25 protein-coding genes are annotated in these 26,568 nt (G+C 52.7%); 10 read left to right on the top strand and 15 right to left on the bottom strand.

What is annotated here, in order from left to right:
• The first annotated feature begins 320 nt into the window (after positions 1–320).
• On the top strand, positions 321–965 hold the full coding sequence (locus tag ACYVHB_RS15700; RefSeq protein ID WP_461052707.1) for a porin family protein: 645 nt from the start codon (positions 321–323) through the stop codon (positions 963–965).
• A 106-nt stretch (positions 966–1,071) separates the two neighbouring features.
• Here ACYVHB_RS15700 and ACYVHB_RS15695 read toward each other — a convergent pair whose 3' ends face one another.
• Positions 1,072–2,544: a sigma-54-dependent transcriptional regulator gene (locus tag ACYVHB_RS15695; protein WP_461052706.1), complete on the bottom strand. Its 1,473-nt coding sequence runs from the start codon at positions 2,542–2,544 to the stop codon at positions 1,072–1,074.
• 94 nt (positions 2,545–2,638) lie between these two features.
• Positions 2,639–2,983, bottom strand: a complete 345-nt coding sequence (locus ACYVHB_RS15690; RefSeq protein WP_461052705.1) for a response regulator — start codon at positions 2,981–2,983, stop codon at positions 2,639–2,641.
• Between the two features lie 519 nt (positions 2,984–3,502).
• Here ACYVHB_RS15690 and ACYVHB_RS15685 point away from each other — a divergent pair.
• Positions 3,503–3,664: a lmo0937 family membrane protein gene (locus ACYVHB_RS15685; protein ID WP_461052704.1), complete on the top strand. Its 162-nt coding sequence runs from the start codon at positions 3,503–3,505 to the stop codon at positions 3,662–3,664.
• A gap of 167 nt (positions 3,665–3,831) precedes the next feature.
• On the opposite strand, the gene ACYVHB_RS15680 is transcribed toward ACYVHB_RS15685, so the two are convergent.
• Positions 3,832–4,917 (bottom strand): endonuclease/exonuclease/phosphatase family protein, encoded by a 1,086-nt coding sequence (locus tag ACYVHB_RS15680; RefSeq protein ID WP_461052703.1) that lies wholly within the window; start codon positions 4,915–4,917, stop codon positions 3,832–3,834.
• Positions 4,918–5,211: 294 nt separating this feature from the next.
• On the opposite strand from ACYVHB_RS15680, the gene ACYVHB_RS15675 reads away from it, so the two are divergent.
• From ACYVHB_RS15675 to ACYVHB_RS15665, 3 genes are all read left to right on the top strand, one after another.
• Positions 5,212–5,463 carry a YtxH domain-containing protein gene (locus ACYVHB_RS15675; protein ID WP_461052702.1) on the top strand — a complete coding sequence of 84 codons (252 nt, stop codon included), beginning with the start codon at positions 5,212–5,214 and terminating at the stop codon, positions 5,461–5,463.
• Between the two features lie 33 nt (positions 5,464–5,496).
• The gene (locus tag ACYVHB_RS15670; protein WP_461052701.1) at positions 5,497–5,892 is read left to right on the top strand and encodes a YtxH domain-containing protein; all 396 of its coding nucleotides are present in this window, start codon (positions 5,497–5,499) and stop codon (positions 5,890–5,892) included.
• Positions 5,893–5,989: 97 nt separating this feature from the next.
• The gene (locus ACYVHB_RS15665; RefSeq protein ID WP_461052700.1) at positions 5,990–6,322 is read left to right on the top strand and encodes an MGMT family protein; all 333 of its coding nucleotides are present in this window, start codon (positions 5,990–5,992) and stop codon (positions 6,320–6,322) included.
• Between the two features lie 26 nt (positions 6,323–6,348).
• On the opposite strand, the gene ACYVHB_RS15660 is transcribed toward ACYVHB_RS15665, so the two are convergent.
• The 4 genes from ACYVHB_RS15660 to pgi form a co-directional block, all read right to left on the bottom strand.
• A complete protein-coding gene (locus ACYVHB_RS15660) occupies positions 6,349–6,915 on the bottom strand; it encodes a precorrin-2 dehydrogenase/sirohydrochlorin ferrochelatase family protein (RefSeq protein ID WP_461052699.1) in 567 nt (188 codons plus the stop codon).
• A 111-nt stretch (positions 6,916–7,026) separates the two neighbouring features.
• Positions 7,027–7,956 (bottom strand): hypothetical protein, encoded by a 930-nt coding sequence (locus ACYVHB_RS15655; RefSeq protein ID WP_461052698.1) that lies wholly within the window; start codon positions 7,954–7,956, stop codon positions 7,027–7,029.
• Positions 7,957–8,136: 180 nt separating this feature from the next.
• Positions 8,137–9,072: a mitochondrial porin family protein gene (locus ACYVHB_RS15650; protein WP_461052697.1), complete on the bottom strand. Its 936-nt coding sequence runs from the start codon at positions 9,070–9,072 to the stop codon at positions 8,137–8,139.
• Positions 9,073–9,195: 123 nt separating this feature from the next.
• The gene (gene pgi, locus ACYVHB_RS15645; RefSeq protein ID WP_461052696.1) at positions 9,196–10,854 is read right to left on the bottom strand and encodes a glucose-6-phosphate isomerase; all 1,659 of its coding nucleotides are present in this window, start codon (positions 10,852–10,854) and stop codon (positions 9,196–9,198) included.
• A 236-nt stretch (positions 10,855–11,090) separates the two neighbouring features.
• Between pgi and ACYVHB_RS15640 the strand changes: the two genes are divergently transcribed.
• Complete coding sequence (locus ACYVHB_RS15640) at positions 11,091–12,755, top strand: ArnT family glycosyltransferase (RefSeq protein ID WP_461052695.1); 1,665 nt, start codon at positions 11,091–11,093, stop codon at positions 12,753–12,755.
• A 49-nt stretch (positions 12,756–12,804) separates the two neighbouring features.
• Here the strand turns inward: ACYVHB_RS15640 and ACYVHB_RS15635 are convergent, their stop codons facing one another.
• The 4 genes from ACYVHB_RS15635 to ACYVHB_RS15620 all read right to left on the bottom strand — a co-directional run bounded on the left by ACYVHB_RS15635 (position 12,805) and on the right by ACYVHB_RS15620 (position 18,264).
• Positions 12,805–15,540 carry a T9SS type A sorting domain-containing protein gene (locus tag ACYVHB_RS15635; protein ID WP_461052694.1) on the bottom strand — a complete coding sequence of 912 codons (2,736 nt, stop codon included), beginning with the start codon at positions 15,538–15,540 and terminating at the stop codon, positions 12,805–12,807.
• Positions 15,541–15,564: 24 nt separating this feature from the next.
• Entirely contained in the window at positions 15,565–16,569 is a 1,005-nt protein-coding gene (locus ACYVHB_RS15630; protein ID WP_461052693.1) for a sterol desaturase family protein, read from the bottom strand.
• Between the two features lie 411 nt (positions 16,570–16,980).
• Positions 16,981–17,388: a VOC family protein gene (locus ACYVHB_RS15625; RefSeq protein ID WP_461052692.1), complete on the bottom strand. Its 408-nt coding sequence runs from the start codon at positions 17,386–17,388 to the stop codon at positions 16,981–16,983.
• 138 nt (positions 17,389–17,526) lie between these two features.
• Entirely contained in the window at positions 17,527–18,264 is a 738-nt protein-coding gene (locus tag ACYVHB_RS15620; protein WP_461052691.1) for a hypothetical protein, read from the bottom strand.
• 263 nt (positions 18,265–18,527) lie between these two features.
• Here ACYVHB_RS15620 and ACYVHB_RS15615 point away from each other — a divergent pair, with 263 nt between their 5' ends.
• Together ACYVHB_RS15615 and ACYVHB_RS15610 are read left to right on the top strand one after the other, a co-directional pair.
• Positions 18,528–18,671, top strand: coding sequence for an SDR family NAD(P)-dependent oxidoreductase (locus ACYVHB_RS15615; protein WP_461052690.1), 144 nt, complete (start codon positions 18,528–18,530; stop codon positions 18,669–18,671).
• Between the two features lie 41 nt (positions 18,672–18,712).
• Complete coding sequence (locus tag ACYVHB_RS15610) at positions 18,713–19,279, top strand: SDR family oxidoreductase (RefSeq protein ID WP_461052689.1); 567 nt, start codon at positions 18,713–18,715, stop codon at positions 19,277–19,279.
• Between the two features lie 21 nt (positions 19,280–19,300).
• On the opposite strand, the gene ACYVHB_RS15605 is transcribed toward ACYVHB_RS15610, so the two are convergent.
• The 3 genes from ACYVHB_RS15605 to ACYVHB_RS15595 all read right to left on the bottom strand — a co-directional run bounded on the left by ACYVHB_RS15605 (position 19,301) and on the right by ACYVHB_RS15595 (position 23,753).
• Positions 19,301–20,374 (bottom strand): amidohydrolase family protein, encoded by a 1,074-nt coding sequence (locus ACYVHB_RS15605; protein WP_461052688.1) that lies wholly within the window; start codon positions 20,372–20,374, stop codon positions 19,301–19,303.
• 44 nt (positions 20,375–20,418) lie between these two features.
• Positions 20,419–22,305, bottom strand: coding sequence for a heparinase II/III domain-containing protein (locus ACYVHB_RS15600; protein ID WP_461052687.1), 1,887 nt, complete (start codon positions 22,303–22,305; stop codon positions 20,419–20,421).
• 116 nt (positions 22,306–22,421) lie between these two features.
• Complete coding sequence (locus ACYVHB_RS15595; RefSeq protein ID WP_461052686.1) at positions 22,422–23,753, bottom strand: Gfo/Idh/MocA family protein; 1,332 nt, start codon at positions 23,751–23,753, stop codon at positions 22,422–22,424.
• A 213-nt stretch (positions 23,754–23,966) separates the two neighbouring features.
• Between ACYVHB_RS15595 and ACYVHB_RS15590 the strand changes: the two genes are divergently transcribed.
• Positions 23,967–24,971, top strand: coding sequence for an NAD(P)/FAD-dependent oxidoreductase (locus ACYVHB_RS15590; protein WP_461052685.1), 1,005 nt, complete (start codon positions 23,967–23,969; stop codon positions 24,969–24,971).
• Between the two features lie 124 nt (positions 24,972–25,095).
• Complete coding sequence (locus tag ACYVHB_RS15585; protein WP_461052684.1) at positions 25,096–25,416, top strand: 2Fe-2S iron-sulfur cluster-binding protein; 321 nt, start codon at positions 25,096–25,098, stop codon at positions 25,414–25,416.
• Between the two features lie 8 nt (positions 25,417–25,424).
• Here the strand turns inward: ACYVHB_RS15585 and ACYVHB_RS15580 are convergent, their stop codons facing one another.
• Positions 25,425–26,477 (bottom strand): serine hydrolase domain-containing protein, encoded by a 1,053-nt coding sequence (locus ACYVHB_RS15580; RefSeq protein ID WP_461052683.1) that lies wholly within the window; start codon positions 26,475–26,477, stop codon positions 25,425–25,427.
• Positions 26,478–26,568 lie beyond the last annotated feature (91 nt).

The following is a 26,568-nucleotide window of genomic DNA, read 5'->3' as shown; positions in this document are numbered from 1 at the left end:
CGCCTGTTAGCCCACCGCCGGAAATGCAATCTACGAACGTGAAAGATCTCCGAACAACCGCTTCTTTCAGCTTGGTTTATCGGCTTTAGGGTACGCTTCGCTACCGTGTTGTTGACTGGCAAGCTCTACAAAGTGGGGAATATTTTACGCAATTCGCTAATACCCTCGTTAAACCAAGCAGTGCTACGAATTGTCTTAACGTGGTAAAATGCAATGCAGTAGGCTGTTCAGATCCATATTTGGAGTTATTGGCACGAATTTAATCTATTAAACAAAACAAATGGAGGGCGCGTTAGCCTTCCGCCAATCACAGAAACGTTATGAAAAAATCAATGAAAACAGTACTTGCCGCTGTCATGCTGACTACCGGCGCAGTGTTTCTTCATCCCTCAGACGCGGTAGCACAAGGCAGGGTGCGGACCGGCCTGAAAGGTGGGTTAAACGCGAGTTCGCTGTTCTACGACAGTCAGGGGGTAAACAATAAAAGCGAGCGGATTGGCTTTCACGTCGGGGTTTTTGCTCAGGCTCCGGTCGGGGAGTTCTTTGCTATTCAACCCGAGTTGCTGTATATGACAAAGGGGGCATCGGCCGATTACAATTTTCTGGGTTTTAACGGCACGAACACGTTTAAACTTAACTACGCTGAATTACCCGTGTTAGCTACGTTTAAACTTGGTCAGGCCGTTGAGCTTCAGGCAGGCCCGTACGTATCGTACCTGCTCAATTCTAACATTAACTCAAACGGGGATTTTGGAAGCGGCATTGGTGCCATTAACCGCGCCAATTTTAACAAAGTGGATTATGGCATTGCCGGTGGACTAAATATCTACTTCGGCAAAGCGTTTATTGGCGCACGTTACGAACAGGGTCTGCAACGAATTGCAAATAGCGGAGCCGCCCGAACGTTGCTTGGTAATGCCAAAAACGGTGTCGGCTTAGTATCGGTTGGATTCAGCCTGAATTGAAAACAGTCCGTCAGTTAAAGAGTCGGTAAGTCAGAGAGTGGCTGACGCGAAAGCAACGTTCGCGTCAGCCACTCTCTGACTTACCGACTCTTTAACTGACGGACTGCTACAAATGAATATCGTAGGCTTTGAGCTTGTTATACAACGTCTTGCGGTCAATATTGAGCACCTCGGCCGCCTTGGTCTTGTTGTAGCCGGTTTTTTCCAGTACTTTAAGAATGGCGGCTCGTTCGGCGCTTTCAGACACCGACTTCAGGTTAGCCGCCGACTGACTGATAACGGGAACGCCCGGCCGGTTTGGGTCGTAACTTACCTGCACGTTCGCCATTGTATCGGCTGCGGTTAAATACTGGGGCGACAAAATCTCCTGTGGCAACACGTCAGCTTCAATGTAATCGCCTTGCGTTAGTAGCACGGCCCGCTTAACAACGTTTTGAAGTTCGCGCAGATTTCCGTGCCAGTAGTACTCTTTCAGCTTCTCGCGGGTGTCATCTTCAAAGCCCTGAATGTCTTTCTCTAACTGGCGATTGGCCAACTCCAGAAAATGCTCAGCGAAAACCATAATATCGGCTTTGCGCTCACGCAGGGGCGATAAATGCATTTCAAATTCGTTGATGCGGTGGTAAATGTCTTCGCGGAAACGCCCCTGTCGAACCGCATCGCGCAGGTCCTCATTGGTAGCAACAATAATGCGAACGTCCACCGAAACATCCTGATTGGAACCGATACGCCGAATTTTTCGCTCCTGCAACACCCGCAGAAGTTTAATCTGGTTGTCGTAAGACAGGTTCCCAATCTCATCTAAGAAAAGCGTACCCCCGTTGGCAAATTCAAAGCTCCCGGCTTTGTCGGCCATTGCGCCCGTGAACGAGCCTTTTATGTGACCAAACAACTCACTACCAGCGAGGTCTTTGCTCAATGCGCCACAGTCGATGGCAACAAATGGTTTTTCGGCCCGCTTACTTTTCAGGTGAATCGCATTGGCCACAAACTCTTTTCCCGTTCCCGTCTCGCCCGTGATGATGACCGACATATCCGTTGGCGCAATCAGGTCAATATGCTTTTGAAGTTGATCGGCAGCGCGGCTTTTCCCGAAAATGAATCGCTTCCCATCGGGGGTGAGCATGGTCTTGGCCGCTGCCCTTGATGCACTTATTTTAGAAGCGCCAACTGAGCCAGATACGGCGGTGGAACCAGCAGGTTGGCTCAACGACTGACTGCGTCGTTCGAGCGCACTTTTAATCGTAAATAAGATTTCGTCAGGATAGAGCGGTTTGGTTACGTAGTCGAAGGCGCCGTGTTTTACGGTTTGCACAGCAACCCGAACATCAGAGTAACCAGTAATGATAATAACGGCTGTGTTTGGATGCATGACCTTAATTCGGCGCAACATCTCAAGTCCATCGATATCGGGAAGCTTAAAATCGCAGATAACTAATTCGTAGACCTCTTTACGCAGTAAAACCAGACCATCTTCGCCCCGCTGCACCGATTCTGTTTTATACCCCTGCTTGCTTAAAAAACGCTCCAGAAGCAGACATATATCATTATTATCGTCGACAATCAGTATTTTTTCCATGTATTGGGAATGAGCTTATTCACACAGCTTTTGCCCAAAGTAATGATAAACCGTTGAACAAACTGCCTAAATGTGGCGGCATGAACAAAGTTACTCAAACCTGAATAGTTTGCAAAGCCATTTCCACCGACCGCCGGGTGAACGGCTTACCAATGAAATAGTCGGCTCCCTGCTCCGTTGCCCGTCGGCGCTCTGCCTGACCGTCGAAAGCGCTGATCATTATTATTTTTGCCTTGGTCTGTTCTTCCTTGATGGCTGGCAGCAAATCGAAACCCAAGCCATCAGGGAGATTGAGATCTAAAAAAATGGCGTCGAATTGCTGAGACATCAAACACTGCCGTCCTTCCTCAATAAAGTGGGCGCAGGTTGGCTGATAGCCCAATCGTCGCAACAGTCCCGATAATAACAGACATATATCGGTCTCATCGTCTATAATCAAAATGCGTTTAGCGGTTGTAACGCCAGAAACAACGGTTGGTCTAAACTGCGGTGTGGTATTAACTCTTGTCATCATTATCATTGTTACAATCAAGTAGTTCGCTACCCTTGTACATAAACCATACTATATAATTCTATGCCGAAACTATTTGTCATAGGAGAAGATGTTGTAAATACTCGCTAAACAGCAACAGATTAGTCACTTAGATATATTAAACATCCGGCAGACTTTTTCACCCATTGAAATATGCACTTTATAGGTGAGGAATTTTTCTACATTAATTCTACATCTGTGGATTTTTATCTACACTATTCACCCGCTCCTGCGCATCCGGCAAAAGCACTTATGAAGAAAGGTTAGCCTAAGGTAAATGCTCATTCTCAGTCGTATAAGGTTTGTATTCTGATACGATTGGCAACACTAAATCTAATTTGGCACAAATTTTTCTACTTCAAAAGTAGATGCGAGACATTCAGTCTGATTTACTCACGATACATTACTCCTTCACTAACGAAAGCCATGGGAAATTTACTTTACACAATAGCCGTTATTCTGGTGATCATTTGGTTGCTGGGGTTTCTTGGGTTTGGTAGTTTTGGGATGGGAAACCTGATCCACATTCTACTGGTCATCGCAATTATAGCGGTTGTATTACGACTCATTCAGGGTCGGGGTGTTTGACAAATCGAGTTCTGCGTCATAATTTTGGGCGCACAGAATATAATGCTGATTCACGTTGAGTCAGTTCAGTTGCGGAGTTATCCGTGCAATCTCATTTTAGGTTAAGTACAAGTTACGGTGGGTACGAAATCCCTGCGCCAATTTGAGCGCAGGGATTTTTTTGGCCCTCACCCGTGCGTTGCCTTTTCAATAATCGTCTCCGTTTCTTCAAGATCGTCGCCTTCGGGTTCTGGCAGCTCGTCGGTACGGCGCGGGTCAGGCTGATAGGTTAGTGAAACCAGAATTGGAAAGTGATCCGACCCGCAGTTAGGTAACCGGCGCAGTTGAGCCAGCCTGAAGTGATGCGACACGAAGACGTGATCGAGCGGCCATCGCAGGAAAAAATACTTGGCGTTGAAGGTACTGAACAGGCCACGTCCGATACGCGGGTCCAGCAGTCCACTCACCCGCTGAAACAGCCGCGTGGTGTGCGACCAGGCAACATCGTTCAAATCTCCGGCTATAATGATTGGTCCCGACCGTTGCCGGGCCTCTTTGCCCACCAGCAGCAGTTCGGCATCGCGCTCGGTTGAGCGGTAATGTTCGGTTGGGCTGGGCGGCATGGGATGCACCCCGTAAAAATGAACCCGCTGCCCCGACGTCATCACCAATTGCACGTAAATGGACGGGATATCGTCCTGAATCAAAAAGCGCAGTTCGTGCGACACCATTGGGAAGCGCGAATAAAACAGCAGCCCGTACGTATTTTCTAACGGGCACAGCACCTGATGCGAATACTTAGATTCGATGGGCTGCATGGCCTCCTTCCAGGCTTCGTTCGTTTCGAGCAACAGGACAACGTCGGGCTGGTGTTTGACAATGAGCTTCAGCACGTCGGGCATTCGGGTATTTTCCTGATATACGTTGGCGGTAAGCAAACGTACCGTGTTGGCGTTAACGTCGGCATCTGGCTCAACCTTCCTGCGTGCCATAGAGCGCACCTCTTTGCGGTGCAGGGGCGTGTAGGGGTATATAAGCCAGCTCTGGTACAAAAAAGCGATGACCAGCCCAATCGGCAGAAGCACAGTCGGCCACTGGAAGGTGTGGTCCAGCACGAGCCAGGCCACCAGGCCAACCAGCGTAAGCACTGTGGTTTGCAAATGGGGAAAATCCCATATTCGTATCCACCAGTAGTCAAGGCGAATCAGATGCGCAAACGAGATTATAATAACAAAGACGCTGAACCAAAGTAGAAACGGGTGAGTGGCAGTCATTTAAGGAAGTTATGTAGTGCAGCACAAATGGCAGTTGCAAATAAACCAGTTTACTGCCAGCATTTGTTTATAAAGCCACCAGTCAACAGCGCGTTTATGAGTGACCGGCGGGAGCAGGTAACGGGTAAAACATGGACGCCGTTGTAGAAAATAATCCTCATACTGACCAGTTCAGCAAAAGCCCGACTATTCAATTAACCTACTAATTATCAGTTGATTAAACGTGAAAACAAAAGCTGGTACAAAATTTTCTATACTAATGATGAATCAGTTCATTCACTAAAGTAAATACACATGAAATCGTTACCCGGAATTTTGGTGGGTTTAGCCGTTGGCGCGGTTGTCGGCCTTCTGCTCGCTCCAGAAAGTGGCAAAAAAACCCGTAAGAAAATTACGTCCGAGTCGGATTCGTTCTTCAAAGACCTTCAGGATCAACTACAGTCGGGTTTGGAGAACATCAAGAATCAGTACAACGACTACGTGGATACGGCTGCTTCCAAAACGCAGGATGCCGTTAAGCAGGCGAAGCGTAAAGCCAACTATTAACTCATTTACTAACTACCATAAACGACGAAAGATATGAGAAGCACACGCGATTTTCTGACGGGAATTTTAACAGGCGTAGCAATTGGTATACTAATGGCTCCCCGCAGCGGTAAAGAAACACGCGACAAGCTAACCGAAGAAGCCAATAAGCGGTCGGGTGATTTGAAGGATCAGTGGGAGAAAGGCGTTTCTCAGGCGAAGGAAGGTTTTGAGCAGGCCAAAGTACAGGTGAAAGAAGGCTTTGAACAGGCGAAAACGCAGGTGAACCAGTACGCTGATAAAGCCAAGGATCAGTACGATCAGTATAAGGGTCAGGCTCAGAACAACAAGGAAGACGCGAAGTCGCAGTACAACGATAAAGTTGATGAACTGGCAGACAAAGCGGAGGCTGGTATCGACGACGCTAAAGATTCGTTCAAAGTTAACTAAGGTAGCTTTTCTGATTTACTCAACGTTACTGAAAAGAAAGCCCCACCAGCTACTGGCGGGGCTTTCGCTTTTGGACGAATGCCCGATATTTGCGCGAATGACACCACCACGCGATTATTTTGAGGAAGTGTATGAGGTAGTGCGCTTAGTGCCGAGCGGCCGGGTAACAACCTACGGAGCCATTGCCCGCTACCTGAGCCTGCGGGCCGGTGCCCGAATGGTGGGCTGGGCCATGAACGCGTCCCACGGTCACGATGTCCCCGCGCACCGGGTTATCAATAGCGCAGGCGTATTATCGGGTAAGCACTTTTTTGGTGGCCCAACGGTGATGCAACAACTGCTGGAGGATGAAGGCGTTCGGGTGGAGGAGGATCGCGTTGTTAATTTCAAATTGCTGCTCTGGGACCCGTCTGAGGAGCTATTGGTGTGACGAGTAAACGAACGTGGGGCGGCTGTTCACCGCAATACCTTCGTAATCTCGTTCAGCTTCTCCATTTTCTGCACAAAGTCGCCTTTGAGCTGGTTACGGATGGCCGTTAGGTTGTCGAGCGTTTCCTGCAAACTGTCGGGCAGAATCTCCTCCAGTACTTCGCGAAACCGCTTGGCGAAGGTCGGTGATTTGCCGTTAGTCGAAATAGCAATTTTAAGATCTCCCTTTTTCACAACTGAACTCAGGTAAAAATCGCATAGGTCGGGTGTGTCAGCCACATTGACCAGAACGCGCCGGGCCTTGCAGTCAACCTGCACTTGCCGGTTGACTGCTTTGTCATTCGTACCGACAATCACCAGGTCGCAGTCGTCGAGGCATTCGGGATGATAGCGTTTCACCATCAAGCTTACGTTGGCATACTCCCGACTGAGATCCAGAATCTCGGAGCGGATTTCGGGCGCTACCAGCACCACACGGGCAGCGGGCGAATTGGCCAGCACGGCCGTTAGCTTCTCCAGCCCTACGTAACCCCCGCCCACAATCAGGATGCGCAGTTTCTCAGCTTTGACGAAAATGGGGAAGAGGGTGTTCATAAAAGTAGTCGGTTCGTTAATGCGTTACTTAGCCAGTCAGTACAAAACTACATGAAGACTAATCAACTCATCACCGAACCGACTGGTTAACTCACTAACTGATTAACAGGATTAAAACTTAAACCCTACGTTTACGCTCACAATCCGGCGTCTGGTATCTGTGTTTCCGGCGAGTACGTTGGCAAATCCATAGTGGTATTTGAAGTCCAGCATCAGCGGACCCGCGTCGAAGCCCAGATTACCAACACCGTTAACGGTGGCCGCCCGGAAGTCGCTCTGCTCAAAATTAAATTTGTTATTGCCAACGCCTAACGGAATAGCATACTCCGCTCCTACCGCAAGACGCACGGCCGACACGCCCCGGTCCGACTGCGCCAGTTTCACCCCAATCAGGGCCGGGATGTGTAAATACCGCTGATCGACGTTTCCAACAATATCGCCAACATTATTGACGGTACTATCGCCCGCCCGGAAAAATTCGGAACTCGAGGTAAGGTATTCAGCCCCGATCTGACCATAGATGCGCCCGCCACCGCGCACCAAAAATCCTAACTGATACCCTAACCGGCCAGTCAGCCGCTCACCTGCCACGGTTTCACCCTCAAACCGGGTCGAATTGGCACCGGCGTAAACGCCGAACGTAAAGTTCTTGTAGTTTTCCCGGCGCTCCTTTCGTTCCTCAATCTCCTGGCTGCGCTGCCCATCTTCGTAGCCCTCATCATAGGCCCGACTCAAATCCTGCTGGTCGTATTGCCGATTGCTGTTCCGGTTTTCGTAGCGATTGTCATACCGGCGGTTTTCTTCGTTGCGCTGATTGAACTCCTGGCGATCATCGAAGCGATCTTCTACCCGTCGTTCCTCGCGACGCTCTTCCCGCCGGGAGGAACGGTCATTGTCGCGGTCGTTGTCCATCCGTCGTTCGTCCCGGCGCGATTCGCTGTCCCGATCATAGCGGCTGTCATTTGAATTTTGCTGGCCGAACACAACGCTTGTGCCGCACATGCCTGCAAGCAGCAGGGCGATTCTGAATTGGTTTTTCATAACGTGTTGAGTTGATAAATGGACAAGTAATCCGCGCCGGTCCGCCGGTGCGGTGGATTCGCATCTTTTCTACAACCGATCACTTATTGGAATGTTTGCCTGAATCGGTTCATTAGGCAATTCTTAAAAAAAGACGAGCCACCCAGTGCGGGCAGCTCGTTTTGCGGATGAAGCATCCGGTTAGAACTTGAAACCAACGCTGGCGCTGGCAATCCGGCGTTGCGACCCGTTGAAGCCGGTTCCACTAACCGCATCGCTAAAGCCGTAGTGATAGGTCAGATCGAGAAAAATTGGACCTGCATCGAAGCCTAATTGACCCAATCCATTGAACGTACCGCTCTTAACCCTGAATCCGTCAAGATCGCCAAACTGATTAGCGTCCGAGCCGATCTGGTTGGCATATTCAAGACCCACCTGAAGCCGCACGGCCGAAATACCCCGGTCCGACTCCACCAGTTTGTAACCGATGTACACCGGAACCTGAATGTATTTGATATTAATCTGATCCTGAATATTCTGTGCGCTCTGACCCGAACCCGTCGTGAAGTAGTTTGAGCTGGATGCAAAATATTCAGCCCCGATCTGACCATAAAGCCGACCACCGCCCCGCACGAAGAAGCCTAACTGATAGCCCAACCGGCCCGACAAGTCACCTTCCGTGTCAACGTCCTCGCCTTTAAACTTAGTCGTGTTCAATCCTGCATACACCCCAAACACAAAGTTCTTGTAATCTTTTCCGCTTTTGGTACGCGTCGTTCCCGTTGTGTTGTAGGCATCGGTGGTCGTTGTTGTCGTCGTACCGTAAGCGGGCGAAGTCATGCTGTTGGTCGTCGTGCTGCCCGTTGTTCCAACACCCGTACCGTTGGTTGTTGACCCGTTGCTGTTCATCGTTCCGTTGCTCATGGTTGAGCCGCTGCCGTTGGACAGGCTCGATGGCGACGTGCCGTAGGTGGAGTTTGTACCCGACGTGCTGTTTACGTCGGTCGTTGCTGGCGTTGTGCCGTAGGTAGAGTTCGTCGTGGTGCTTCCCGTCGACGATGAGTTTGTGGTGGTCTGCGCCGTTGCGACGCCAACACTTAGCAGGCATACTGCCAGCACTGTAGCTTGAGTTTTCATTGCTTTTACTTTTTCGTTGAGTTGTACAAAAAAAAGGTGTAATCGTAATTACACCCCGTTAACAGGCCACTGGAAGCTATTGTTTTTGATTATTCCAATTTCTTAGCAAACGCCGGGCTGGTTTCATCCCCGGCGCATGGTCTTAAACGCATTCATCAACCCGTTGGTCGAGCTGTCGTGTGTGTCAATGGGCGCGTCGTCCTGCAATTCGGGCAAAATCCGGCTCGCCAATTGCTTGCCCAGTTCCACGCCCCACTGATCGAAGCTGAATATGTTCCAGATGATGCCCTGCGTGAATATCTTGTGCTCATAGAGCGCAATCAGACTGCCCAGCGTTCGGGGCATCAGCTTTCTGAACAGGATCGAGTTGGTTGGCCGGTTGCCCGAAAACGATTTGAACGGCGCCAGTGCCCGAATTTCATCCTCGCTTTTGCCCGCTTTGCGTAGCTCGTCGGCGGCTTCTTCTTCGGTTTTGCCGTTCATCAGCGCTTCCGTCTGCGCGAAGTAATTCGCCATCAGAATTTTGTGGTGTTCCCCAAGGGGACGTTGACTCACGGCCGGAGCCAGAAAATCGCACGGAATCAACTTCGTACCCTGGTGAATCAACTGGTAAAATGCGTGCTGCCCGTTCGTGCCCGGTTCGCCCCAAATGATCGGGCCAGTCTGGTAATCGACGGGCTGCCCGGTGCGGTCCACCGACTTGCCGTTGCTTTCCATGTCGCCCTGCTGAAAATAAGCCGCGAACCGATGCATGTACTGGTCATAAGGCAGGATCGCTTCCGTCTGCGCTCCGAAAAAATTATTGTACCAGATACCCATCAGCGCCAGCACGACCGGCAGGTTCTGATCCGGGGGTGTGTCGCGAAAGTGCTCGTCCATCGCGTGGCCACCCGCCAGCAATTCCTCGAAGTTGTCGAAACCGATGTAGAGCGCAATCGACAGCCCAATAGCCGACCAGAGCGAATACCGCCCCCCTACCCAATCCCAAAAGCCAAACATATTGTCGGGATCAATGCCAAATTTTTCGACGGCCTGCTTATTCGTCGAGAGGGCCGCGAAGTGTTTGGCGATGTCGCCTTCTGATCCGCCGTTGTCCAGAAACCACTGCCGGGCAGATTGGGCGTTGGTCATCGTCTCCTGGGTGGTGAACGTTTTGGACGCAATCAGGAACAGCGTCGTTTCGGGCCGGACGGTTTGCAGCGTTTCGTAGATGTGCACCCCGTCGACGTTCGAGACGAAATGCACCCGCAGTTTTTGGTCGTCGGCGTAAGGTTTCAGCGCTTCGGTCACCATGACGGGGCCGAGGTCGGAGCCGCCGATGCCAATGTTGACGACATCCGTAATAGCCGCGCCGGTGTACCCTTTCCAGTCCCCCGACCGGACGCGCTCCGTAAACGACTTCATCCGGGACAACACCTCATTTACTTCGGGCATCACGTCTTCACCGTCCACGACAATGGGCGTGTTGGTCCGGTTGCGCAGGGCAATGTGCAACACGGCACGGCCTTCGGTCTGGTTGATGGCATCGCCCGAAAACATCCTGCCAATGGCGTCGGTCAGTCCGGCCTGTTCGGCGAGCTGCAGCAGCAGACTCAGCGTTTCGTCGGTGATGCGGTTTTTGGAGAAATCGAGCAGAATATCGTCAAACTGCCGCGTGAACTTGGTGAACCGCTCCGGGTCTTCGGCAAACAGGTCGCGCAGGTGGCGGCTGCTCAGCGCGTCATAATGACGCTGTAGTTGAGCGTAGGCCGGGAGTTCGGTGAATCGGTGATTGGGGAGCATGGGAAGTTAGTTTGTGATTTTGTGGTTTGTGAGTTTGTAGTTGCGGTTCCCCGCCGGGACTGACGCGAACTGTTCATGCGTCAATCCCGGCGGGAACCGCAACTACAAACTCACAAACCACAAACCGTTTCAAATCGTCGGCGCGAATATCGGCAATCCCCCGCAATCTTTTTTTCGGCTAATTTGCGGCTTCGTTCGTAATAGATGCGAAAGCTTTCTTACCAATAGTCGGGTTGATGAATCAAAAACTTGTTTATTCCCTGTTGCTTGCCGGTTTGGGTACTCTGTTTTTCATTCCCTTTCTGGGGGGTGTCCGGCTGTTCGACTGGGATGAGATTAACTTCGCCGAATGCGCCCGCGAGATGACTGTCCTCGGCGACTACCTGCGCGTCCACATCGACTACAAGCCGTTTTTCGAGAAGCCGCCGTTCTTTTTCTGGTGCCAGTCAGCGATGATGAACGTCTTTGGCGTTAGCGAGTTTTCGGCCCGTTTACCCAACGCCATTTGCGGCATCATCACGCTTGTTTACCTGTACCATCTCGGCCAAAAGCTCCACGGGCACCGCTTCGGGCTGCTGTGGTCGCTGGCGTATCTGGGGTCCGTAACGCCCCATCTGTACTTCCGCTCCGGCATCATCGACCCGTTTTTCAACCTGTTTATTTTTGCCAGCTTAGTCAACGTTATCTTCGCGTCGTGGAAGCGCGAACGGCTGACGACGCCCATGCTTACCCCAAAGCCGGAGTGGTCGTACCTGATTGGTGGTGGATTGATGCTGGGGCTGGCCATCCTGACCAAAGGCCCCGTTGCTTACCTGATTGTGGGGTTGGTGCTGCTGGTCTACTGGTCGCTGAGCCGGTTCCGGTGGTTTATTTCACCCCCCCAGTTCATCGGCTTTTCAGTGGCGGCTGCCGGGGCGGGGTTGGCCTGGGGCGGGCTGGAAACCTACCTGCATGGCCCCGTGTTCGTGCGCGAGTTTCTGACCTACAACGTCCGGCTGTTCAGCACCCCCGACGCGGGACACGGCGGTTTTCCGGGCTACCACGTCGTGGTGCTGTTGGTGGGTTGTTTTCCGGCGTCGATCTTTGCCATCCGGGCGTTTGCCCCGCTGTTTATCGAACGCAGTTACCAGCGCGAATTCCGGCGGTGGATGCTGATGCTGTTCTGGGTTGTGTTGATTCTGTTCAGCGTTGTGCAGTCCAAAATCGTGCACTATTCGTCGCTTTGTTATTTTCCACTGACGTATCTCGCAGCGCTGACCCTAACGCACATCGAGACCCGCAAAATCCAGTTCAACAACTACCTGCGGGCGGGCCTGATTGGGGTGGGGGGCATTTTCGTGGTGGCTATCATTGCGGCACCAATTCTGGCGCAACGCATGGATCTGGTAAAATCGTGGGCCGATCAGGACCCCTTTACGCAGGGCAACCTCAACGCGGCCATCCGCTGGACGGGCTGGGAAGCGCTGCCCGGTGTCTGGCTGTTGATTGTCCTGTTCGTGACCCTGCGCTGGTTTAGCGGCCGCCGACTGGCACAGGCGTCGGTGGCGCTATTCATCGGCATGGCTGTGTTCATTACGCTGACGCTCTGGTTTTTCATTGGCCGCATTGAAGGCATTTCGCAGGGGAGGGCCATGCGGTTTTTTGAGCAAACCCAGGGGCAACCCGTGTACGTGCGCACGTATGGCTACCGAAGTTACGGCCCGTTTTTTTACACCCGAAAACCACCCGTCACGAATCCGAATTACTACAACGACGACTGGCTGCTACACGGAAAAATTGACCAGGATGTGCTGTTCATCCGCAAAAGCTCCCTCGCTCCTACTCACCTCGACTCCCTGCCCGACGTGCGACGCACCGGCGAAAAAAACGGATTCGTATTTTACTGGCGGAAGGCGAAGTAAGATTTTTTTTTGTTCGTAGCAGTAAAATTACGTTACTACCCGGCGGGCTTCAATTACCAACGCCAATCAGTATTCGTTTGGCAACCACAAAACCAGCCGCCTGAACCTGCATGATGTACATGCCATTCGGCAGCGTCGTGAAATCCAGGCGCTGTCGTTCACGGAAAACCGGAACTCCAACCGTTGCAACTTCCTGCCCGGTCAGGGTGTAAACGCGAATGACCGCATCGGTCAGATCAGCCAATGTTTCGACCGACACCTGTTTGGTCAGGCTGGGATTTGGGTAGATACTCAATCCCTGATTTGCCGTTTCGACCGTGAAGTCCAGCCGATTCGACAAAGCGGACGAACACGTCAGCGTCGGACTGTAGATGATAAACGATTGGGCCGAGTACGTGCCGGACCGACTGGCTTTAACGGTTGCCGTCCGAATTAGGAGAGTGTCCCTGTCCAGTAGCCAGCGGTAGTAGTCTCCGGGCAACAAACCCGTCACCTCCAGCGTGTAGGTGCCGGTCTGACTCAGCAGGGGAACGCTCGGTACGGGCTTCACGTCGACCGGTAAGGCCGGGGAAGCAGTCGAGAAACAACCGTTGCTATCCTCAACCCGTGCCGTATAAACTCCTGACTGGCGTACGCTGATGGTGCGCGTCGAATCGCCGGTTATCCAGACTGGTTTCAGCGGGCTATTCGCCGTTAGCACAACCTGATCGCCCTCGCAAAAAATGGTTCGGCCACTGGCGGTAAGCGTGGGAGCCTGCGGCAACGGATTGACCAGTACCGTAACGGGAGCGGAGGGTGCCGAAAGGCAGTTAAACCGATTCTGCGTGCGCAGCGTGTACTGACCGGATTGGTTGATGGTGACGGCGCGGGCGGTTTGCCCGCTTGTCCATTGGTACTGCTGGTCTTCGGTTGCCGTCAGCGTTACCTGCTGGTCGGCGCAGAAGGTAGTGCTTCGATTAGTTGTTATCGTGGGCGTCGGGGGCAGCGGGTTCACCACCACCACTAATGCCGACGACCGGGGCGAGGTACAGCCATTCTGGTCGGTCACCGTTACGGTGTAGGCTCCGCTGGTCCGCACGTCGATACGGCGCGAAGTTTGCCCCGAACTCCACGTGTAGGCAACGTTCTCATCGGTACTTAACTGGGTGCTCTCGCCCTGACAAAACGTGGTGGGGGCAGCGGCCGTAATGGTGGGCCTGGGGGGCAGCGGATTTACCCGAACCGATACCGTTGGGGAAACGAAGCGGCAGCCGCTCACATCCTGATACTGCACCGAATAATCACCCGCCGTTGTCACGGTCAGCTCCTGACCGGTGGATGCCGTTGTCCAGATAATGTTGTTGTCGTAGGACGCCTTCAACTGAATGCTGCCTTCGGCGCAGAACGTGGTGGGACCCGACGCCTGAATGGTAGGAGTATCGGATACCCGGACCATAGGCGAAAGCAATACATTCCCGACCGCATCTTTTACCGTAGCGCGGTACGTACCGGCTCCTTTTGTAATCGTCGGGCCTGCCTCACCGGTGTTCCAACTCACCGACGAAAACGATCCATTCACGGCAATTGCCAGTTGATTGGTGGTTGAGCACGAAACGGAAACCGTTGGGGCAGGAACGGGTGGCTGGGGCAGGGCACGGGCAAAAAAGGCATCCGTAAGGCTGTTATTCCAGGCATTGGCGAGATCGACCAGCCCGTCGACATCAAAATGCACATCGTCGTAAGTTTCCTGCCGACGGGGCGGGCGCTGCCGGGGAATTTGTATCTCATCGGTCGCGGGTCCGGGGAACACATTCGGTGCTGAGCTAATCAGTTGGTTTTGAGCGGCAATAATTTCCGGTCGCCCGCCCCGCAAATCACTCGTGTAGGACGCGCGTGCCACTACCCAGGCGATGTTCTTGCCCGAATCCTGCCGACTCCGGTCGATCACGAACTGTAAGTCACTACCGTAGCGGCTACCGGAGGTATGGACGTAATTTTCGGCCTCCCCCTGATGCCACAAAATGGCCCGTACGCCCAGCATGTGCGTATAGAACTGGAGAGTGGACCGCAGGTTAGCGTACGGCTGACCGTCCCGGTGGTAGGTTCCCGATATATATATGTTTTCCGTGCGTCCTGTTTCAATACTCTGCCGCCAGTTCTGAATCGTCGTTCCGCCGTACCCGGCGTTGAAAAACAGAATAGGTACGTTTAGTCGCTGCGCCAGCAAATCGCCCAGTCGGCCCCAGCACCACGTACCGATCCCGCGCGGAGCGATTACGCCCCCCCGATCCAGGTGAGTGAATCGAGTCAACACATCGGTGGGTGGATCACCCGCCGATTCGCTGGCATCGTAGTAGTTAAGGCCATTGACCCGATCATCCGTCGCGCTGGGCATGTCGTCGTACACACCCTGCGCATTCGACTGACCGGCGATGATGAACACCTCGCCAACGCCAACCCGTTCGACACTTGCTGTGCCCACGGACTGATCGCCGTTCATACCCCGTACTTCCAGGTTGTACCAGCCGCCCGCAACGGTGAGATCACCGGCATAGTTTCCTCCGGCGGGACTGGCCTGAATCGTTACCCAGTCGGACGATACACCCTGGCCGTTGCGGGCCTGCACACGGGCCTCGATCCGGGTTACGGACTGGGTATAGTAGCCATTGATGTGAATTTTCGCTTCGTTGTTCGCAGACCGTTGAAAAACAGCCCGGCTAACGGGAAATGATACCTGAATCTGGGCAGTAGTTAGTAGGGGGAACATCAATAAACCCACTAACCAGTGGACAGTATGTCGTTTCATAAATCCTGAAAAACTTCAATTATTTTACCGGCCTACTTCCTCTTCGGGTACGCCAGCAACAACGCTCTTTTTTAACTGCTTAACCGTAAAATGGGACGTGTTGGGGTGCCAGCCGGGGGGCATGAAAACATATTTGATCTTGTTCGTCAAGCCTTTAGCCGATCTTATATCCGTCCACAATAAAGGAAATTCGCCAAAATAAACAGCCCAGAAATTATCCCCATTAATGAGTCGGTTAAGACCAAATTCCACGGGTGTGTCGGCCCTTTCCTCCTGGTAGGTTCCGAAAAGGCGGTCCCAGACAGGAATCATCCCACAAAAGTTACTGTCTAAATACAGAAGGTTTCGTCCATGGTGAACCCGGTGGTGCGAAGGAGTCAGTATAAATTTTTCGACCAGCCCCAATCGCCCGTTTACCAGTACTTTTTCACTGATATGGACGAAGGCTCCCCAAATACTGTCGACCGTCATAACGAAGAAATACAGGGCAAGTGGTACACCGGCTATAGCCACAATTGAAGTTCTGATTAAATCCGTGTATAAATTCTCTAAATAGAATGTTCGTAATGTTACCGACGCATTCAAGGTCTCGGGAGAGTGGTGCACAGCGTGAAAACACCACAAAATCCTGACCTTGTGCGCAGAGTAGTGATAAATGTACGTGCCAAGTTCATAGGACACAAACGCGTAAACACACCAGAGCCATGACCACGACACGGTAAAGAAGGCGTAGCTGCTAACTACCCCGTAGCAAAACAAAATAACGGAAAAACTAACCAGATGGCCTAAAATCCGGTTGACGAAAATCACCAGCAGGTTCATTTTATAGCCTTTGATGCTCTTTCTGTCTCCGAAAAGGAGAAGAGCCATTTCGCCGAAGATAACAAGGGGAGCCAGTGGCGTCAGAAAGGCAATGAGTCCGTTCACTGTTCTTAGTGATGAATAATTACCCGATTTTAATATATCGTACAGGCCACCGAGCCTGAAAAAATCAAGAAACTCGGTTAACAACACGTTCAGAATGTCCATGATCGATTAGCTGAGGGGTGTGGACTGACTGGAGAGCACCTGCTTTGTGAGAGAGCAGCGTAGAATTGATTACAGCCGTTGTGCCAACTGTCTACATACCGCTTCATGGGTATGGACTATCGCCTGGCTATTCAGTAAAAGCCAGCGGGTTCGGGCTATTAAATGTATACCATTGAGCTCACAGGTGTTTGCCCGTAGAGTACATTGTCCCGTAGTTGACAGGGATAGTCCCGGAATTGATAGCCAGATAGCCAACCGCCTTACTGCTATTTTATCAGGCTGCTAATTTTCTCGTTATATGCCCGGCGGTGCGCTGTATGTTGAGTGGCCATACCATAAAAAAGCGCCTGACCAGCAACGTTGCTGGTCAGGCGCTTTTAGGCATAATTGTGGCAAGCCACCCGGCGGTGACTATCCCTGATTCATGGCACTCATATCCATGTGCATGTACTCCCAGTGGTGACCATCCAGATCCTCAAAACTACGGCCGTACATGCCTTCCATGTCTAACGGCTTGATCGGTGTAGCTGCGCCCGCGTCGATGGCCTTGTTTACCATCTCATCCACTTTTTCCCGGCTATCGGCTGACAGGGAGACGATCACCTCGGTGCTTTTTGCGGCATCGGAGGTTTCTTTGCTGGTAAATGTTCTGAAGAACTTCTCCACCAGCAGCATGACGGATATGTTCTCTTCAATAACCATCATCGTCGCGTCCTCATTCGTGAATTGGGCATTAAAACTGTAGCCAAGTTTGGTGAAGAACTCGACCGATTTGTTCAGATCTTTAACCGGCAGATTAACAAAGATTTGAGTTGCCATACGTACTTGTTGTTTAGTGTTTTACATAACAAAAATACGGGCCAAACGCGGAAGGGGAAGTGGGTAAACGTGCCTACCTCAGGGGGTAATCGAGACATGTTTACAACACCGAATCAGGAGCAGCTTACTTGCTGCCTTCTACAAACTTTCTTGTTTGATGGAGGTCAGAAATGTGAGTAGTTCAGCAGCTACCTGCCGGGTTTGCGGTCCTGTGGCTTTCTCTTTCACACGAGCAACCACATCCCGGCCCTGTTGAATTTGCTGGAGTTTCCAGGCCTTAGGATCTGTATTTTTTAAAAATACCAGTCCGTTGATTAAGCCGCTGGGTGACAAGGCGTTGATACGTTCTGGCTCATATAGCTGAAGCGTGAGACTAATCGCTTGTGACGAGGACTGGTAAGTAGTAATCAGGTTAGCTACCGTCTTTTTTCGTATATCGGCGGAGCTGGCGTTCATATTGGCAATTAATAAGGCGATAGGTTCATTTTGAAGGGCAATGATGCCGGATTGACCAACGGATTGCAGCGTTTTGTCCGTTGATGTTTGGAAACCAGTAAATAGCTGTTGTGCTTCATCCTTAGTTAAGGCTAACCTCATCAGACTGGTGGTGAAATTGCGCTTACGCTCGTCCGTGTCATCCAATGCCGGAAAAAGACTCAGGACCCATTTATACCGATCAACCCGCTCCCGAGATTCATCCAGACCTGTAGCTCGTTCCTGCAATTTAATTTCCAGTTCTTTCAAATTATTTTGCTGTGTTTCAATGACAAATGTGTTGTATAACGTCAGCATAATAGTAACTACCGAGCCAATGACACCTACGTACCGGGCTATCCCACTTTCTGCTTTATCTTTTTCCTGAGTCTTGGAGTCCATTGTTCGGCTTTATTTTGAGTGGCAGGCGCATGGCGAAAACAGCCAGAACAAGTTACTGAAAACCAAAATTAGTTGGTGAATGAATTTATTGAACGTAATGATGTATTCGCCTGCACTAAACCAGGAGAGGCATCATTGGCGTTGGTGGGCATCGTTACCTAATTTCTACACACGCGTAAACTGTCGGTTACATGTATCGAACGTTTGCCTCTAACCGAACAAAACTGCTTAAAACTGGTCCTTTACAAGAAATCGAATTACGTATGGATATAACGTCAAACACCGTCCTGATAACGGGCGGAGCGTCCGGCATTGGCTGGGCACTGGCCGAACGATTTATGAAAGCGGGCAGTCAGGTAATCATCTGCGGACGCCGGAACGACAAGTTGCAGGAAGCCCGCCAGTAGTACGCCAGCAGTACCCGCAGCTCCACACGCGCCAGTGCGACGTGGGACAGGCATCCGACCGGGTGGCCCTGTTCAATTGGGTCCGCAGCGATTTCCCGCAGGTCAACGTGCTGATTAATAATGCTGGCATTCAGCGCCGGATGCCGTTGACCAGCGGCTCGGGGAACTGGAGCGAGAGTCAGGCGGAAATTGCCATCAATCTGGAAGCCCCATTGCATCTGTCTACGCTGTTCATACCGCATCTACAGCAGAAGCCGAAAGCCGCTATCATCAACGTAACGTCTGGTCTGGCCTTTGTGCCGGGTGCTTTTGCGCCCATCTACAGCGCCACGAAAGCGGCCCTGCACTCGTTCACGATGTCGCTGCGGCATCAGTTATCCGGCACATCAGTTGCGGCTATTGAACTGGTGCCGCCCGCTGTCAATACTGATCTCGGCGGTGCGGGGCTACACACGTTTGGCGTACCGGTCGGCGATTTTGCCGATGCGATGATGAAAGGGCTTGAAGCAGGCGCGCTGGAAATTGGCTATGGCACGTCCGAGAAATACCGGACAGCCTCACGGCAGGAGATTGACGAAACCTTCAGGCAGATGAACAGCCGCAGGTAGGGATAAGAAGCGAACTATGGGTTATTTGCCCAAGATACGGAGCGCATTCCGGCGATACACCTTTTGCAGGATTTTGTCATCTAAGCCAAAGCCGTTGCAGGGCCAGTGATAGCTGAACTGGTCGTGGTCATAAAAATGTTCGTCGAGGGTTTCCAGAATACGGAACGTGGTAGCGTACATACCGGCGTTCATGCCCATATCGGTACCATACAGTAGCCGGTCCTGATACTTCTTGTAAAAAGTAGCCATGAAGCGCGGAATGGGCGTGGTTTCGCCATACCGGGCGGCAATATCGGCGTATAGGTTCGGGTATTTATCGAGCAGACCGCCGAGTATGGTCAGGTTGTGTTCGCAGTTGGCAAAGTGGCAGGCAATGAAAATGGTGTTGGGATTGTCGCGAACGGCGTTTTCCAGCGTTTTAATCAACGCAGCATGACCGAGCAGCCCCGGCTTACCTTTGTCGATTCGCCACGTGTACGCATTCATCAGGCCGTCGTTGGTCGAGTCCATCGGCTCATACATCCAGTACGGTTCCGCCACGTGAATGCTGATCGGCATCTTAAGTTCAGCGCATTTTTGCAGTAACAGTTTCATGCGCGCATCATCAATGTGGATGCCGTAGCCGGGCGTGGGCTTTGAGTAAAACTCGCCCAATCCTTTATCGCCCAGTTCGCCGACACCGCGAGCGCCCGCGCGGTAGCAGCGTTCCAGTTCCCTGACGGCTTTTTCGCTCCAACCGGGTTGATCCTTGCCCGTGTAATCGAAGCCACACCAGACCTCAAACCGATTAGGGTACTTTTTGTAGGCAGCATAGATCGAATCAAACGCAGCACCGGTAGCGTACGACAGAATCACGGCCCTTTCGATGCCGGTCTGATCCATCGTTTTTACCCACTGCGCCAGTTCCTGGGCGGTTTTTGCGTAGGCGTGCGTGTGCATATCAATAACCGGGTACTTCGCTTTGGGAACCCTGGAAACCGGTATGTTATAAATCGAACGCGGACGGTAGTTTTTCAGCAGTAGCTTATCAACGTCCTGCGCCCGGCACAGGCCGGTAGCTATTACCAGTAGGGAGAGAAAGAGCTTTGTGTGCATGGTATAGGCTTTATTTCTTGGCCGAAGACGTTTGTTTGTAGTGCCTACCGGGGCCATCGCGCCAACGGCTGCACCGGGGCCATCGGTTTGGTGGCGGCTTTTTCGGGGATGAGCAGGACGGTGAGATTGCCCTTAGCGTTGGCGGGCATCGTCATCTCGAAGCCGAGCAGCGTTGTTCCGGAATTAGGGGCGTCGTAGTCACGGGGTGGCTCGGTCGACCAGGTTCTCAGCGTCACGTCGGTGGGTTCCTGTACCTGAACAATGAGTTTCTTGCCGTCTTTGGTCAACTCCGCCCGGTTCTTGTCAATCAGTTTTACGTTGGCCGACGTCAGCAGGTTCCAGCGCACGGTTGCCGGGTTGGACGAAGCTTCAAGTTCATCCCGTACTACCACGTACGCCTGATTGACGATGGCCAGTCCCCGGTTGGCTTTGGCAAGCGAGCCTTTGTACAATTCGGACAGGTCGGTGGTAGCGTTCAGAAACTGTGGGCTGTTAGACGAACTGGTGATGGGCGCGTTACCATCCACTTTTTGCAATTCACCGTTGACAGTCAGCGTGTTGTGCACCAGGTTAGAATACCGGAACACCTCCCAGCGTTGCGAATCCTGCTCTTTGCCCCACAGCTTTACGCCTTTCGTTTCCAGCGAGTTGTAATCCTGCATCCCGAAATCCATTGCCCACCGAACGCCATCGGCTTCCATCACGAACGAGCCAACGTCCATGTGCGCGTGATTCACCGACGGCGACCCGCCTTTCAGACCCACGTAGATAGCCGCCGGGTCGGTCCAGGACGTTCGCATTAGCGCCACCGGGCTTTTGCCATCACCAACCCACGCTGTCGAGAGAGGCTTATTGATGTCGTTCATGCCCATCGCGGCTCCCCACAGCAGGATAGCCGGGAATAGTCGGTCACTTACGCTTTTAGTGGCTTCACCGTTCAGCAAGCGGCCCCGCTCAACCCACAACAGGGACGGATCTTTCGTTTTATTGGCAAACCAGAACATAGCGGGCTGTAAGCTGCCGCCGGTTCCCGCATCGGAGTAATTGAAAGAGCTGCCCGTTGGGCCGGTCATGTTCGCCAGATACCCAGCCGTTTTTAGGAAACCGGGTTGCTTAGACAAGCCAAAATCCTGGCCGAGTGCTTTTTCAATCGCACTGATAAACAGCACGTTGAAGCTGGTTCCGTAGCCCCAGTAACTGTAGCCTTCGGGATAAGCACCGTCCGGCGCATAATCGCCCATTGGCAGCACGATGCTTTCGATAGCCCGGTTAATGACGGTTCTGGCCAGTTCCGGCTGGTCTTCATAGATCGCCATCGCACCGTAGGTTATACCCGCGTTGCAAACTTGATTCCAGTTGTGGGTTGCTTTCAGCCAGGCGTTATTTTTCGGGTCGAGCGATGGTTCGATGCCTTTTTTCAGAATAGCTTCTTTGATCGTGGAACGGGATTGTTCGGACAGTTTATCGTGCAGCCAGTCGTAGCCAATAGCAACGGCCATCGTCATTTCGGCCACGTCCAGAAAGTGCGATGGGTTCCAGTCGCTGAACGCCGACACGGCCAGCAATTCTTTTTCGGCCCGTTGTGCATATTTCTCCTGCCCGCTCATCCGCCAGGCGTAGGACAGAAAAAACACCCGCCGTAACGCTTCCCGCGACTTGTCGAGCAGCCGACGCCCAATCTGAATGCGCTGGACCGGTGCAGTTGCCAGCATCTTGTCGCATTCGGCCAGGATGACCTGGTGGACGCTACTCCAGGTTTTATCCGCGGCAATGGCATGTTTCAGAGACGCTTCTTCACCTTTCAGCAACAGGATGCGGGGATGAGCTGGAAACTTCGTTGTAGGGCCAAAGGGTTTATCCTGTGCAGCTACGTTAGAACCTGACAGAGCCACTAAAACAGCAACGTGCAGGAATCGTAAATTAGCTCTCATTATAGAACGTGGGTTTGTTCAAAAAGCGGTCCGTCCTGTTTTTATACCATGAAGCAAATTTCACGACGAAGCGCTCGATCAGGAATGCCACACCACACCGCGATCAGACGGTTTCCTTACACGACGGGCAATTTCCAGGGGCTGCGGTAATGAGCGCTGACCAAACTGGCTGCCTCTGCATCGTTGGCAACCGTCTGGGTGGTTTCATTCCAAACTAACTTCCGGCCCAGCCGGTAGGCCATATTTCCCAACTGGGCATTGACCGCTACGTTCCGGCCCACGTCGACCGGCGCATTGGTTTGCTGCCGATTTCGCACACAGTTCACGAAATTGAGCGTGTGCTTGTCGAGATCGTTGCCGGACCGTTGTTGGCGCGGCATGGCGGGTGTCAGGTACTTGCCGTTCTCGGCTTCGGGCAATACCTCCCACCCGTCGCGGTCAACAACGACCGTACCGAGGTTACCGATAAACGCGACGCCGTGCTCCCGGTCGTAGGGACCCCGGCCGATGCCGATGGCCTGCTCCCACTGCACCGTAAACTCGTCAAATTCGTAGACCGTCTGCATCGTGTCCGGGGTTTCGCCCGCGTGGTCGGGAAAGCCGAACCGCCCGCCCATTGCCACCACCGATTTAGGCGTGGTGACGTTCATGCCCCACAATGCCATGTCGATCATGTGGGCACCCCAGTCGGTCATCAGTCCCCCGGCATAGTCCCAGAAATACCGAAAACTGCCGTGGAACCGGTTGCGGTTGAACGGTCGCGCCGGAGCCGGGCCAAGCCACATGCCGTAGTCGACACCCGCAGGCACCGGTTCGTCGGGCCGCACCGGAAACGTTTTGCCGTAGGGCATGTAGGCCCAGGTTTTGACCAGCCGAACCTTCCCCACCTTACCCGACCGAACGTAGTCGATGGCCGCTTTCCAGTGTTCGCCACTGCGCTGCCACTGCCCCACCTGCACAATGCGGTTGTGTTTGCGGGCGGCAGCAACCATCAAGTTGCACTCCTCAATGGAGTTAGCCAGCGGCTTTTCCACGTACACGTCTTTTCCGGCCTGACAAGCCAGCACCGTCGGCATACAGTGCCAGTGGTCGGGCGTTCCCACGATAACGGCGTCGATGTCTTTGTTTTCCAGCAGTTTCCGGAAGTCATTGTATAAAGTTGCTTTAGGAGTCGCAGCCACCGAATTTAGTTTTTCCAGATCGGCAGCCCGTTTGGTCAGCACGTTCTGATCCACGTCGCAGAGGGCTGCGCAGCGAACGCCCGGATGTTTGAGCATCGATGTCAGATCGGCCCAGCCCATGCTGTTGCACCCGATCAGGGCCACGGACAGCGTATCGACGGCAGCTACAACCGGGGGTTGGGACGTAGCGGTAACCAGTTGGCCGGGGAGCAACGCTCCGGCGGCTATTTGGGAGGATTGCTGTAGAAATTGTCGGCGTGAGTTCATCTAAAAGACGATTGATTTGGCCAGTTCTATTTGCTACGAGTTTAGTAGTGAAAGAAGGAGATTTGTGGCCGATTTACCCATTCATGCCCGCAGAGAATAAGCCCCTGGCATTCCGTCCCGTTATCCCTCATCACAATTAGTGATAGCCGACCGCCAGAGCGCAACGCTACCTTTACGGTCGAATTATTCACCTGTTAAGGGTGTTTTATACCTATGATTACCACCGATATATGCATCATTGGCGCGGGTCCGGTGGGCCTGTTTGCCGTTTTTGAAGCGGGTTTACTAAAAATGCGCTGCCACCTGATCGACGCCCTGCCGCAAGTGGGCGGTCAGCTTTCCGAGATTTATCCGCAGAAACCGATTTATGATATTCCCGGCTACCCGGCCATCAACGCCCAGCAATTAGTCGATAACCTGATGGAGCAGATCGAGCCGTTTCATCCGACATTTTCGCTCGGCGAACGAGTCGAGTCGTTAGAAAAGCAGGTCGATGAATCGTACGTCATTACCACTAACGACGGTACCGCTGTGCACTGTCAGGTTGTGGTGATTGCGGGTGGATTAGGCTGTTTTGAGCCACGCAAGCCGGAGATTGTGAATTTGGAGCGGTTTGAGGGCAAGGGCGTTGCCTACATGGTGAAGAATCCCGAACAGTTGCGCGACCGGCGCGTGGTGCTGGCCGGTGGGGGTGACTCAGCCCTCGACTGGACGATTTTCTTAGCCAACATTGCTAAAGAAGTGACGCTCGTTCACCGCAGCGATACGTTCCGGGGGGCGCCCGACTCGGCCGAGAAGGTGTTTGAATTGGCTAATCAGGGCAAAATCAATCTGGTGCTGCAGTCGAACATTACGAGCATCAATGGCAACGGGCATTTAAACGAAGTGAGCATCACGGCCAAAGACAAAACCGTAACCAACCTGCCCGCCGATAATCTGATTCCGCTCTTCGGCCTGACGCCCAAACTTGGTCCCATCGCCGACTGGGGTCTGAGCATCGACAAATCAGCGATTAACGTGGATACGACGGACTACTCAGCCAACGTCGAGCGCATTTACGCCATCGGCGACATCAATACGTATCCGGGCAAGCTGAAGCTGATTCTGTGCGGTTTCCACGAAGCCGCCCTGATGTGCCAAAGCGCGTTCAAATACGTGTACCCGAACCAGAAACTGAGTTTCAAATACACAACGGTTAACGGCGTACCGACGTTCTAAAAAAGTAGTTGTAAGTAGTAAGCCACGTAAGTAGCTGGCCGTTACACCAGTACGAAACCGAATAGTGCTATTGATGCGTCAGCCACTTACTACTTACGCACTTGTTACTTACAACTTTTTCCCCATGATCCAATTTACCATTGAAGACCGTGACGGCGAGCGGCAGGCGCTGGAAATTCCAGAAGGCATTAACCTAAGCCTGATGGAAGTGCTGAAAGCGTCGGACTACAACATCCTGGCGACATGTGGTGGCATGGCCCTCTGCGCTACCTGTCACGTACAGGTGCTGAACGGTCTTGATGCCCTGCCACCGGCGCAGGACGCCGAATTAGACATGCTCGACACCCTGCCCGACGCCGGTTTCGACAGCCGCCTATCGTGCCAAATCCGCGTGGACGAACGGCTCGAAGGGGGCATTTTCCGGATTCGGGGCGAGGAGCAGTAGGAACTTTCTCATTTGCGGGCGGCCATAATCTTCTGCAACAAAGTCAGTACTTTCTGACCGTCGATGGTGCGTTTGTAAGCTCGGTGAACAACAACCAACCGCGTTTCGGGATCAATCAGGATCAACTGCGTCCAGGTACCCTGAGCTGAAAACGCCTTCTTCGACAGACCGGCACTCGCAAACTCACCGCCGTCATGAACCCACCACATATAACCGTAGCTTCCGCCCCCGTAGCTGTCAGGAACGGTGATTTTACTCGTCGTACTTTCGGCTAACCACGCGGCCGGTACGAGTTGCTGACCGTTCCAGTTGCCATTGTTGAGGATTAATAAACCAAACCGGGCCATGTCGCGGGCGGTCATGTCGAAGTGGTAAGCCGGGTGTTCCGACACCTTGCTGTAGTCGTAGCGGCCGTCGCGCTGGTAGTTGAAATCCTGCATACCAACCGGCCGGGCAATGCGCTGGTTGAATACTTCGTAGATTTTAGTGCCCGTCCGCTTCTCGAAAATCGTCCCCAGCGCATTGAAATCCCAGTTATTATAGAAAAACTGCGCACCAGGCTGGACGCTGTTCCGGGCCGGGAGGTTGTCGTTGTTATCGGCGGCTGCGGAGGGGTGATACACGCCCGACGACGAGGTCAGCAAGTCGCGGACGGTAGCTTGCTGTTCGGCCGCGTTCAGAACCGGATCTTTGTCGGTGATACTGTACTCGCCGAGCGTGGCCGACAGCGAAACGGACTGCCCAACGGCAAACCCGTATAACACGCTCAGGTAGCTTTTACGCACCGAAGCCACGTAGTATTTCCGGCTGGTTTCACCCCAGGCCGCAATCAGTCGCCCATCGTCAATAATCATTACGGCGTCGGACTTAATAGCCTCGGCGTAGGTCCGGGCTTCGTTCAGTTTCCCGGCCGACCAACCTTGTTTAGCTGGATCGGCTATTTTCACCCACTCGTTACCCGGAAACGCCGGAACCTGTTGAGCTGTTGAGAAAACGTCATCGTCGAGCTTGTAACAGCTTGCTGTCAGCAGAGCTACGAAGAGGAATAGTGCATTTTTCATAAGTCGATTTCGTTGTGTTTGGGTACAAGATTAGCGGACGCAATGCATCGGTGCGTCCGAACGGGTAGGATCGAACCCCTTTGGGCCATTT

The organism is Spirosoma arcticum, assembly GCF_054779955.1.
The sequence above is the reverse complement of the archived record's forward strand: the minus strand, read 5'-3'. Positions and strand labels throughout refer to the sequence as shown.